Genomic DNA, 11,785 nt, shown 5'->3' with positions numbered 1-11,785 from the left:
GTCCTTTCTTATGAGAGAATGAATTCAATCTGTTTCAATACATCTTCACTCCGTTTTTCCGTTGTATGGTGGCGATGAACAAAAGAAAAACCATTATCTACAATTCTATGCCGCTCTTTTTCGTTATTACGATAATAAGTTGCAGCTTCAGCAAGATTCTCCTCATGAACAGATACAAAATGAGTCCCTGGTATAAACCCGAGAGCCTCTAATTCCGGAAAGCTGGGAGCAAGTAGTAGACTACGGCAAGCGAGTGCTTCATAATACTTTTTTACTGGGTACAAATATGCGGATGGACAAGTAAAAAAGACATGCGCTTTATTAATTTCCATCGCATATCGCGTCCCTACCAACTGCTTCGTTTCTTCATACTGGAACGAATAACCAGGATGAGTTTGGTGATGGAACCCTGGCTGGTTTGCAAAGGTTTCAAGAATAAATTGTCGAAATGGGTAAGCTTGATTTACAGCACCGAGTAATAGAAAGTCATACTCTTTCAGTAAACCATAATCTTGATAAATCGTCGGCTCAACAAAATGAGGCAGCCACCGCATACGTTTTGTATATTCTGGATAAGTTTGCAAGCAGGCATCTCGCGTCACGCTGAAAAGATACGTAGTTGGATTGCGCCTTAAGAATTGACGTCGTCTTTCTGTAAATCGATGCACATCGTTTACAAATAGAGCTGACGGAATGGAGACAGCGCTTAATCCATTGACGTTTGGTTCAAATCGATCCCCAATATCGTTTACAACTAGAATAAAATCTGGCGTGTGTTTAAGTTTCTTGAGAATAGCTTGGATATGCCCAGAGGTTCGCCAAGTGGTCACGGTGACGTGCTTAGCAAGCTCCTTTTCTAGATGAGCATAGTTTCGGTCCGTAAAGAAATTCGTATCTTTTGCAATAATTAACAAATGAGATCGCCGCTTCACACGTGTTCCTCCTATTCCATAAGGCTCATCTTCTTGCCTCTTCCATCCTATGAAAACATTGATTAGACGGCTTCAACGATTGTCCCCGCTAACTTAGACTTGGGTCTTCTCTTTGTGATTTCGTTCAAAAGTTATATGTCTATATGCATAAAAAAGAGCGCTGGAATGCGCTCTTTTAAAAGGGAAACTCTCATTTATGAAAAGAAGAAGCTTAATCCAAACACGACAAGGAAACCGACACCACCGATAATGGTTTCCATTACCGTCCATGATTTCAACGTATCCTTCTCAGACATTTCAAGGAAACGACTAACTAGCCAGAAACCAGAATCGTTTACGTGAGAAAGAACAGTTGCACCACAAGCAATGGCAATCGCAATTAATGCTAAGGATGGCTGTGATAAGTCCACCATGTCGATGATTGGTGAAACGAGTCCAGCTGCAGTAATCATCGCAACCGTTGCCGAACCTTGTGCTACCCTTACAAAAGTTGCAATTAAGAAGGCTAGTAAAACTAGTGGGAAGCCAGACGAAGCCATTAGTTCACCCATTGCATCACCAACACCACTTTGAATCAGGACTTCTTTAAAGACGCCACCTGCTCCAGTGATTAAGATGACAATTCCTGCTGGTTCAAGGGCTTTTGTTGTCATCGTTTGAATTTGTTCCTTCGTTGCTCCACGACGTTTTCCTAAGAAATACATCGCTAGTAACGTCGCCACGATTAAGGCGATAAATGGATGACCTACGAATGTAAGAATTTGATGCGTTGTTGTACCTTCTTCTAAAATGACGTCGCCTGCTGTATTTAACAGAATCATAGCCAGTGGCAATAAAATAATAAAGCAAATGAGCCCGAAACGAGGTAATTCTTTTGTTGACTCTTCTTCTTGTTTCGTTGCTTCAACAATATGTGCCGGTACGCCGACATGGACACGTTTCCCGATCCAACGACCAAACAACGGACCAGCAATGATCATTGCCGGAAGTCCTGCAATAATACCAAACAACATCATCCAGCCTAAGTCTACGCCAAGCACGGACGCAACCGCAATTGGCCCTGGTGTAGGTGGGATAAAGCTATGCGCCACCGCAAGACCTGCTAGTAAAGGAATTGCATAATAAAGGAGTGATTTGCCTGTACGCATCGCTAAACTATAAACGATTGGAAGTAAGATCACGAGCGCCACATCTAAAAATACAGGAATCGCAACAATAAACCCTGTTAACGCTAACGCCCACTGAGCTCGGTTTTCTCCAAACCGGTCAACCAACGTAAAGGCCAAACGTTCTGCCCCTCCAGATGTTCGTAACATTTCACCAAACATCGCACCAAGTCCGACGACGATGGCAATAAAGCCAAGGGTTCCACCCATTCCTTCTTCCATTGTCTCAATTAACGATGTGGGATCCATACCAGTAAAGATCCCAATAAAAATACTAGCAATCAATAGCGCAAGAAACGCTTGCATCTTTGAATGCATAATTAAATATAGAAGTACCGCAATCCCGACAATCGTGACGAGGATTAACCCTAATGAAGACATGTTTGATCCCTCTCCTTCTTTCTATCCGTTACCATTCCGCAATACTGTGATCGTTGTGCCTCCAGATAGGATTTTTCCAATCATGGCCAACCTTTGCCATCTTTCTTACATGGTCTTCATTGATTTCAATACCAAGTCCCGGCTTGTCGGGAATCTCGACGTAACCGTCTTTATATGTAAAGACACTCGCATCCGTAAGATAGTCAAGTAAATCTGATCCTTCATTATAATGAATACCTAAACTTTGTTCTTGAATAAAGGCGTTATGACATGTTGCATCTACTTGTAAGCAAGATGCTAATGCAATCGGTCCTAATGGGCAATGAGGTGCTGCTGCAACATCAAATGCTTCTGCCATTGAGAGAATCTTCTTGTTTTCTGTAATGCCTCCTGCATGAGACAAATCTGGTTGAATAATATCAACATAGCCATCTTTTAAAAGGTTTTTAAAATCCCATTTTGAATACATCCGCTCTCCAGTGGCGATCGGAATAACAGTATGGTTCGCAATTTCTCGCAATGCTTCGTTGTTTTCAGGTAGTACCGGTTCTTCAATGAACATTGGTCGAAATACCTCTAGCTCTTTAGCGAGAATTTTCGCCATTGGCTTATGTACTCTGCCGTGAAAATCAATGCCAATCCCGATGTAAGGGCCTACTGCCTCACGGATGGCGGCAACATTCTCAAGAACACGGTCAATCTTTTCATAAGAGTCGATATACTGGAGTTCATCTGTGCCATTCATTTTGATTGCCTTAAACCCTTTATCGACAACTGCCTTTGCTGCAGCACCAACATCGCTTGGACGATCTCCGCCAATCCACGAATAGACTTTAATCGATTCTCTCGCTTTTCCACCTAATAGCTGATGGACAGGCACACCTAAGTGCTTCCCTTTTATATCCCATAAGGCTTGATCAATTCCTGAGATCGCACTCATTAAAATCGGACCACCGCGGTAGAAACCACCTCGATACATCACATTCCAATGATCTTCTATTTGTAAAGGGTCTTTTCCAATTAAAAACTGCATGAGCTCATCAACAGCTGTTTTTACGGTTGCGGCTTTCCCTTCAATGACCGGTTCACCCCAACCAATAATGCCTTCATCTGTTTCAATTTTTAAGAAAAGCCATCTAGGTGGAACTTGAAAAAGTTCGTAGCTTGTAATCTTCATTCATTCTCATCCTTTCAAATCGTTCGTGCAATCTCAACAAATCGCTTTGCTCTTTTTGTTAATGCTTGTAAAGAATCTGCCGTAACAGCTTCTTTCGTATTTACTAGGGAACTGCCAATCCCGCATGCCACACTTCCAATTTTCAAGAAAGATGCGACATTTTGTTCATTTACACCACCAGTTGGTACAAGGGGAATATGTGGCAAAGGCCCTTGAATATCTTTTATATAGTCCGGTCCCATCCTCGCTGGGAATACTTTTACGAAGTCTGCACCGTTTTCATAGGCAGTAAGAATTTCAGTTGGTGTAAAGGCACCTGGAATACTTACTTTTCCGTACCGCTTCGTCATGCTAATCGTTTCGATATTAACAGTTGGGGAGAGAATAAAATCCGCTCCTGCTTGAATGGCAGCTCGAGCCGATTCAGGATCCAATACCGTTCCAGCACCAATGAAAAGTTCATCGCCAAATTCTTTTTTTAAGTGTGTAATGCCATCAAGAGCCTGATTGGAATTGAGTGTTACTTCAACCAGCTGAATCCCACCTTCTTTCAGTGCTTGTCCAATTTGAACAAGATCATCAGCCTCTGCCCCTCTTATAATGGCAATAATTTTCTCTGATTGAATTGCCTGATACGTTCTCATCATACCCTCTCCTCATCTCGCAACATCGTCAGCAGAATCCGCTTCCATAAACGTTGTTAATTGGTTTCTCGTAGGCAAGCCCTCAATATCCCCGTTTACTTGCGTCACAATTGCTCCAATCGCACAGCCTTGCTTGACCGATTCTTCAATCGACTTTTTTTCTAGCAGTCCAGCTAGCAATCCTGCTGCAAATCCATCCCCTGCTCCGACCGGGTCAACGACACGCGACACCGAAAATGCATGGACGTAACCGCTTTCCATTTTCGTTTGAAAATACGCTCCGTCTTCCCCTAACTTCACTACAACTGTATCTGCCCCAAGCTTCATACACGCTTCGGCTATTTGTTTCTCATCAGTCGTACCGAATAAATAGTCTCCTTCTTGGCGTCCCGGTAGCGCAATATTCGAAGCAGCAATGCAATCCTTCATAAGTTGTTTACCTGTTTCCCCATTTAACAGTTTTTTTCTTATGTTCGGGTCAAATACAACCGGTACATTAGCGGCGATTGCTTTTCTCATTAGTGCATGAACAGCATCCGCACAGGTTTCACTTAAAGCCGGGGTAATACCTGTTAAATAAACGTATTGAAATAGACTGACATCAACGGGTTCCACATCGTTTGTCGACAAAAAACTAGCGGCAGACTGATCGCGATAATACTGCACAGACGTTAATGCCTCTGTCGTTTTTTCTTTAAAAAATAATCCAGTTGAGTGGCGATCGTCTACGGTTACAGCCTCAGTCCCAATCCCTTCCCCTCGAACGGCATGAATTATTTTTTGACCAAATTCATCATCTCCAATTCGGCTAATCCAGCTTGATTTGTATCCTAATTTCGCTAGACCTATTAACGTATTTGTTTCTGCACCTGCAACTTGGGCGTGAAAATCAGTTTCATAGCGTAGTTGACCAGATGAACGAGGTGAAAAGAGAATCATTGTTTCACCCATGCTTAAGACATCCATGTTACCCTCCTCTATAGCCGAGCTTAATTGAAATCATGCTGGCTGTGTTCTTGACGTGTTGCACAATGTACGCTTCATGTTTTAACATTCTCGCCTTTGGTCCTGCAACACTGATGGCGGCTTCCATTTCTCCTGTACTGTTAAAAATAGGGGCAGCTAAGCAATAAAGCCCTTCTTCATTCTCTTCATCATCAATGGCATAGCCTTGATGTTGATAATCCAAAAGCTTTGTTTTTAATTCTTCTTTATCGGTTATCGTGTGATCTGTAATCGGTTCCAATTTAGTATGTTGTATGTAAGTCTCTCGTTTTTCTTGAGGCATACTTGCTAAGTACGCTTTTCCAAGTCCGGTGCAATAAAGAGGTTTTTTCCCTCCTAAAAAGGCGGATGTACGAATGGAACGATTGCTGTCAATTTTTGCGATGTAAATGAGTTCATTATCGACCAATGTAGCCATAAATACGGTTTCTTCCACTTTAAGCATAAGCGCTTTCAAATCTTCTACGCCGAAAGTCGAAAGATTAAATGATTCCATTGCAGCTTGTCCTACTGGAATTAATTTCGGTCCTAAAATAAAATAATTGCTTTCGTTTAATGACAAATAATTTTCATCGAGCAACGTTTTTATAAGTCCTGATGCACTACTTTGAGGGAGATTCAAATAGGTGCAAATTTGTTTATTGCTTAACCCTCCCTTATGTACGCTTAACAATTCAAATATACGTAAGACGCGGACAGCCGATTTTACGGACATGACACCCTCCATCACATATGAGATTGTCGATCATATATGTGTATTATTTGATTGCATTTTAACACGCTTTCATTTACGTGACAATTATAAATGTTATAGAAGATACGAACATTTTAAAGACAACACCAATTATGGCGCTGTCTTTTGCTCTTCCATACTTTTTTTCAGTGGCGTTATGAATAGTCCAACTCCGCCTAGTAACGCAAACAGTAGAAAGCTGATTGGATAGGACGTCCACTCAATTGTTTTCCCTGCAAAGAAAGAGCCAATCGATTGGCCTATACCTAAAGCGAGAAAGGATATACTGACGCCTACTGCAGGAAGCTTATCAAAAAGTTTTGTTGCCCACACAATAAATAAGCCGGTTAAAAAGATGTACCCACCTCCGAACAGACTGGCAGATAAGTAAATGGATAGTCTTGATGACACGATTAGTATCGCAATTGAACTAAGCAGCGCTAGTAAAACGAGGCGATACGACCACTTCATCCCGATCCATTGTATGAAGCCACCGGCTACCCCACCTAAAATACCTGCTATACCCATAATCACCCAAAAAAGCACACTTTCATTCGCCGAAACACCATGCTCCACCGTTAAAAAACTTCTTGAGAATGTCCAATAGATCGATGAGCTGATACCAACAATGATTGAAGCGAATAGAAGCCCTTTCGCTTGATTTAGAACAGAGGTCCAATTGATTGATTGACCTTTTGTTTCTTGCTTGTTTTCCTCATTCGGAATAGACACTCGATTCCATACAAGAACTGCAAAAGCAATTACAGCAAACAATGCATATGATAACCGCCAATGTTCTGTAAAAAGAAGTACAATCGGGCCAGTTATAATCATTCCAAAACTAGTTCCACTGTTTATCCACGTATTGCCGCGATCCAATTGATTTTTCGCCAGCGTTTGCCGTGCAATTTGACTTAAAGCTGGTGAAGCCAACCCACTTCCAAGACCTGCCACGAATACACTACTAGCTAAAAAGATCGCTGATTGGGCTGAAGAGATCCCGAGTAAGCCAATGACTGCCGTTAATCCAGCTAGTACATTCACTTTTCGCTGTCCAAACCACATAATTCCAGCTGAAGAGACAAGCAGAGCAAGAGAATAAGCAATATAGCCTAGTGATCCAATCAAACCGCCATCACTTTCACTTAACTGCAAATCTGATGCAATGTCCGGAAGAAATAAACCAAAACTTAGTCGTGCGAACGCATACGTGACTGCAATCATTGCCAATCCAGGTAATACGATTTTCCACATTTACATCACATCCTTTTTATATAGAACGATCATTATAATTTTTAGCAAAAAAATGCATTGTTTCAACTGCTAAACAATGCTTGAATCGATAAACGTGTTTCTTCTACAACATCATCAAGATCAAACACCTCTGCCATTGCCGTGGCACCTTCAAGAACGAGCACCAACCGCATTGCTTCGCGTTTTGTTAAACCTTGCTCGTTAAAAAGCGTCACCAATCGCTGCTTATGTTGAGTTGCAAAAGTAGTAATCTCTTGATTTTCCGACACACCTGCAGAAAATTCTTCTTTTGCACGTAGGAACATACACCCGTTTGCTCCGTTTTTTTCAATCCAGTTTATGTGATTGTTTACAATCGACAGTACATCAACATTTTCATGTACAAACGCTTGCTTTAACAGTTGCATATAGCGAATTTCTCGTCTTTGTAAAATAGCCAAAATTAGTTTTTCTTTTGAATCAAAATGGTTGTACAGCGTCATTAGAGAAATATCTGCTTCTTTTATCAGTTGTTTAATTCCTACTGCATGAAAGCCATTTGTCTCAAACAAACGTTCCGAACGTTCAAGAAGTTGCTCTCGTTTCTTACTCACTTTGCTCCACCTCCTCATTTGATAGAACGATCACTCTAAATAACTTAACATAGCGTCTTAATCGATGCAACGATTTTGTGTTTGCGGTACACTTAAACTACTATTTTCGTAAAGAGGGGATATGATGATCCGATTAGATGCTAGCTTTTTTGCCAATAGCCTTGATTACACTGGGATTGGTATAGCCATTACTGACCCTAGTTTAGTTGACAATCCAATTATTTTTATTAACCAAGGATTTACAGACATTACGCAGTATCATTTGGAAGAAGTGATGGGCAAGAACTGTCGCTTTTTACAGGGGGAGAATACAAACAAAGAAGATTTAAAAAAGATTAGCGAATCTCTTCAACGATCGGGAAGCTTTAAAGCAGAAATTCTGAATTACAAAAAAGACGGAACCCCTTTTTGGAATGAATTAACGATCGACCCTGCTAAAAACAACAAAGACGACAAAACGTATTTTGTTGGTGTACAAAAAGACATTACAAAACGAAAAATGACTGAATTAGCATATTTAGAAACGATTAAAGGATTTGATTTGTTGGCTCTTCCAGTGGTGCCACTTATGAACGATATTGCGATTATGTCGATTGTAGGTACATTCACAAAAGCAAGAGTGAATAATCAAATGGCGAACATTAAAAAATCGTTAGCAGATCACCATATTTCTACACTTGCCGCTGATGTTTCTAGTTTACATACGTTCACCCAATTTACACTTGAAAATCTTTTAATGTTAAAAGAAGAACTTAATAAGATAGGCACTACATTGGTTCTAACAGGACTCTCAAACCGTGCAATCGTAGCGCCGCTTAATGAACAAATCATTCATTCCAGCGACCTTTCGATACACTCGACGACGCAGATCTTATTAAGCCACTACACTAAAAAGCATTGGTAGATTATCTACCAATGCGCATTTACTCTATGGTGTTACACTTAAATTAATAACAGTAAACGCTTTTGCAACCGCCTTTTTTTAAAGAAAATAGATCAAAATCCCACATTGATGATTAACTTACTTGAATCAATTCTCCTCTCTTTTTTCCTTGAACAAGCTTTCCATTTCGAAAGACAACTTGCCCTTTCACAATTGTGTAAGTTACCCGACAATCAATCGTTCGACCCACATAAGGAGAATATGGATTTTTGTAGTATAAATCTTCCTGTTTTAAAGTGTAAGACACTTGGTCATTTAAGAAAAACAGGTCCGCATCTTTTCCAACAGTTATGTCCCCTTTACTATGCATCCCCATTCTTTTTGCCGGTATGCTTGAAATAAGGTTAGCAAACGCAACCTCTGACATGCCTCTTTTATTGACAGCTTCATCATACATCACATCAATCATATTTTGGCAACCTGTAATCCCGCCCCATGCCGTAAAAAAATTCCCTGCCTTTAAATCAATTGTACAAGGAGAGTGGTCGGATGTTATCCAATCGATTTCTCCACGCAATAAACATGCCCATAATTTTTCGACTTCTTCTTGAGGTCGCAATGGTGGTTGACATTTAGCCAAGGTCCCTAAATGCACTAGTTGTTCTGCGGAAAACACAAAATAATGTGGGCAGGATTCAACCGTAACATCAATTCCTTCCAGTTTAGCTCGTTGAATTGACTCGATCGCTGCGGCTGAAGAAATATGAACAAAATGGATTGAACATCCTGTTTCTCTAGCAGCCGCAATTGCCTTATCTACAGCGAGTACTTCTGCTCTTATAGGACGAGATTCGATATATGCTTGTGCGTCTGCGCTTCCTGCATCACGCTTTTCTTGCTCTAGGGTATCCGTAAGGTCTGCATCTTCTGCGTGTATACATAGAAGCTTGCCTTTTCGAGCTAATATACGCATACCTGCTTGTAAGGTTTGCTCATCTACATTAGAAAAGTCTTCTGGATGATCAGAGCCACAAGTAGATAAAAAACATTTAAAGGCAACGACATCGCTGTCTGCCAGCTCTTCCAACTCCGATAAATTAGAAGACGATAACCCTCCATAGAAGCTATAATTGACGCTGTTTTTTGATTTCGCTAAGTCAAGTTTTAACTGCAAATGCGCACGATTCGTTGTGGCTGGTAGTGCATTAAGCGGCATTTCAATGTACGATGTCACGCCACCTGCTGCCAATGCTTGACTACCTGTTTCAAATCCCTCCCACTCCGTTCGACCAGGTTCTGAGAAGTGAACATGAGTATCAATTCCCCCTGGAAAAACAAGTTGACCGTTTGCATCAATCGTCTCTTTTGCTCCGTCCACTTTTCCTATTTTTACAATGATTCCGTCTTTTATGCCAATGTCTGTTTCAATAACTTGGTCAGGCAATACAATTCGACCGCCACTAATTCGTATATCCATCCTGTCGCTTCCTTTCTATTAACCAGTCCAGCCTGTAACTTGTGCATAGATTAAAAAGATCACGCCAATAAACATATAAATCATAAATAATGGTGTAAAAAATTTTATCCATTTTGTCCAGCTAATCCCTGCAATTACAAGGGCAGCCATAAAATAACCTGAAGTTGGATATAAAATATGGGCAAAGCCATCCCCAAACTGGAAGGCTAGAATAGCTGTTTGACGGGTCACACCTAACATGTCTGCCAGTGGCGCCATAATAGGCATTGTTACTAACGCTTGACCACTTCCTGAAGGAATGAAAAAATTTATAAACAATTGAACCGTCATCATTCCAATAGCGCTTAATGTACTCGGTAATTGCCCGACGAGATTCCCTAAACCATAGACAATCGTATCCATAATTTGTCCTTCTTCAAGAACAACCGCCACAGAGCGTGCAATCCCAATAATAATAGCGCCCATTAACACTTCTCTAAACCCTTCCGTAAATGCTTCACACACTTTTGTAAATGAAAGCCCCGCGATTATTCCGACTAAAATGCCCATAAAAATAAATAAGCCAGACATTTCGAGCATAAACCATCCTAACTGTGTGACTCCGTAAACAAGAACACTAAAGAAAATAGGTAATGTGGCAATGGCCAGCAATTGTCTTTTTGTCGCTTGCTTGGCTGGTTGCTTAAGCGCATCTTTGTATTTTACACGCTTCAATTCATCTTCATCTCGCGTATAGCTTTTAAAGGGATCCTGCTTTACTTTTTTTGCATAGCGCATGATATACAAACTACCAACTAGAATGATGACCATTAGTACAACAACTCGTAAGCCAAAACCAGAATACGTTTCCAATCCTGAAATTTGTTGTGATATTCCGACAGTACCTGGATTCATCACACCAGCAGTAAAACCTAGCGCTGTCGAGATAAGCGCAATACCTGCTGCAGTCATCGAATCATAGCCAAGTGAAATAAATAAAGGTATTAAAACGGGAATATAAACTAAAGAAAGCTCTGGTGTCCCAATGGTTGTTGCAACTACTGCAAAAAGAGTAAGCAAAACGGGGATGACCGCAATACTCTTATGTTCAAATTTTCTGGCTAATCGATCGACACCAATCTCAATAATCTCTGTTCGTCTTAATACCATGAACATGCCACCAATAATAAAGGTAAAAAAGATGATTTCACTTGCGCTAGCCATTCCTACAGGAATAGCTAGCATGAAATCCATAAATGAAACAGGCGGTGCATCAATTGTAGTAAACGAATTCGGATCGATCGATTCACGTCCATTAGGCCCAGGGACTCGTTCAAAAGAGCCGGCTGGTATAACGTATGTAAGTATAGCTGCTAGCCCACTAATGATAAACAGGAGCACATATATATGAGGCATCCGTTCTTTCTTTTGCGGTGGTAAACTTGGTGTACTAGATTTTTGATTTTGCAGTTGTTCCATGTATGAATCCCCTCACTTTATCGCCTCGGTTATTTTCACTATCTTACTAACGCGATAAAGGAAGGTCATTGGTTACAATGCA

11 protein-coding genes are annotated in these 11,785 nt (G+C 40.8%); 1 reads left to right on the top strand and 10 read right to left on the bottom strand.

Annotation, left to right across the window (positions count from 1 at the left end; translation table 11 throughout):
• Positions 1-8: 8 nt before the first annotated feature.
• From ABC361_RS09130 to ABC361_RS09095, 8 genes are all read right to left on the bottom strand, one after another.
• Positions 9-932 (bottom strand): glycosyltransferase, encoded by a 924-nt coding sequence (locus tag ABC361_RS09130; RefSeq protein ID WP_413073687.1) that lies wholly within the window; start codon positions 930-932, stop codon positions 9-11.
• Between the two features lie 194 nt (positions 933-1,126).
• On the bottom strand, positions 1,127-2,479 hold the full coding sequence (locus ABC361_RS09125; protein ID WP_413073686.1) for a GntP family permease: 1,353 nt from the start codon (positions 2,477-2,479) through the stop codon (positions 1,127-1,129).
• Between the two features lie 28 nt (positions 2,480-2,507).
• Positions 2,508-3,656 (bottom strand): galactonate dehydratase, encoded by a 1,149-nt coding sequence (gene dgoD, locus ABC361_RS09120; RefSeq protein ID WP_413073685.1) that lies wholly within the window; start codon positions 3,654-3,656, stop codon positions 2,508-2,510.
• A gap of 14 nt (positions 3,657-3,670) precedes the next feature.
• Complete coding sequence (locus tag ABC361_RS09115; protein WP_413073684.1) at positions 3,671-4,300, bottom strand: bifunctional 4-hydroxy-2-oxoglutarate aldolase/2-dehydro-3-deoxy-phosphogluconate aldolase; 630 nt, start codon at positions 4,298-4,300, stop codon at positions 3,671-3,673.
• A 12-nt stretch (positions 4,301-4,312) separates the two neighbouring features.
• The gene (locus ABC361_RS09110; protein ID WP_413073683.1) at positions 4,313-5,266 is read right to left on the bottom strand and encodes a sugar kinase; all 954 of its coding nucleotides are present in this window, start codon (positions 5,264-5,266) and stop codon (positions 4,313-4,315) included.
• 1 nt (position 5,267) lies between these two features.
• Positions 5,268-6,020: an IclR family transcriptional regulator gene (locus ABC361_RS09105; protein ID WP_413073682.1), complete on the bottom strand. Its 753-nt coding sequence runs from the start codon at positions 6,018-6,020 to the stop codon at positions 5,268-5,270.
• A gap of 129 nt (positions 6,021-6,149) precedes the next feature.
• On the bottom strand, positions 6,150-7,292 hold the full coding sequence (locus tag ABC361_RS09100) for an MFS transporter (RefSeq protein ID WP_413073681.1): 1,143 nt from the start codon (positions 7,290-7,292) through the stop codon (positions 6,150-6,152).
• A gap of 62 nt (positions 7,293-7,354) precedes the next feature.
• Positions 7,355-7,885, bottom strand: a complete 531-nt coding sequence (locus tag ABC361_RS09095; RefSeq protein ID WP_413073680.1) for a TetR/AcrR family transcriptional regulator — start codon at positions 7,883-7,885, stop codon at positions 7,355-7,357.
• 124 nt (positions 7,886-8,009) lie between these two features.
• Here ABC361_RS09095 and ABC361_RS09090 point away from each other — a divergent pair, with 124 nt between their 5' ends.
• The gene (locus ABC361_RS09090) at positions 8,010-8,789 is read left to right on the top strand and encodes a PAS domain-containing protein (RefSeq protein WP_413073679.1); all 780 of its coding nucleotides are present in this window, start codon (positions 8,010-8,012) and stop codon (positions 8,787-8,789) included.
• Positions 8,790-8,901: 112 nt separating this feature from the next.
• On the opposite strand, the gene allB is transcribed toward ABC361_RS09090, so the two are convergent.
• Together allB and ABC361_RS09080 are read right to left on the bottom strand one after the other, a co-directional pair.
• Positions 8,902-10,245 carry an allantoinase AllB gene (allB, locus tag ABC361_RS09085; RefSeq protein WP_413073678.1) on the bottom strand — a complete coding sequence of 448 codons (1,344 nt, stop codon included), beginning with the start codon at positions 10,243-10,245 and terminating at the stop codon, positions 8,902-8,904.
• A gap of 18 nt (positions 10,246-10,263) precedes the next feature.
• On the bottom strand, positions 10,264-11,703 hold the full coding sequence (locus ABC361_RS09080; protein WP_413073677.1) for a YfcC family protein: 1,440 nt from the start codon (positions 11,701-11,703) through the stop codon (positions 10,264-10,266).
• Positions 11,704-11,785: the final 82 nt, after the last annotated feature.

Source organism: Shouchella phoenicis, from assembly GCF_047238345.1.
GTDB lineage: Bacteria > Bacillota > Bacilli > Bacillales > Bacillaceae_D > Shouchella.
The sequence above is the reverse complement of the archived record's forward strand: the minus strand, read 5'-3'. Positions and strand labels throughout refer to the sequence as shown.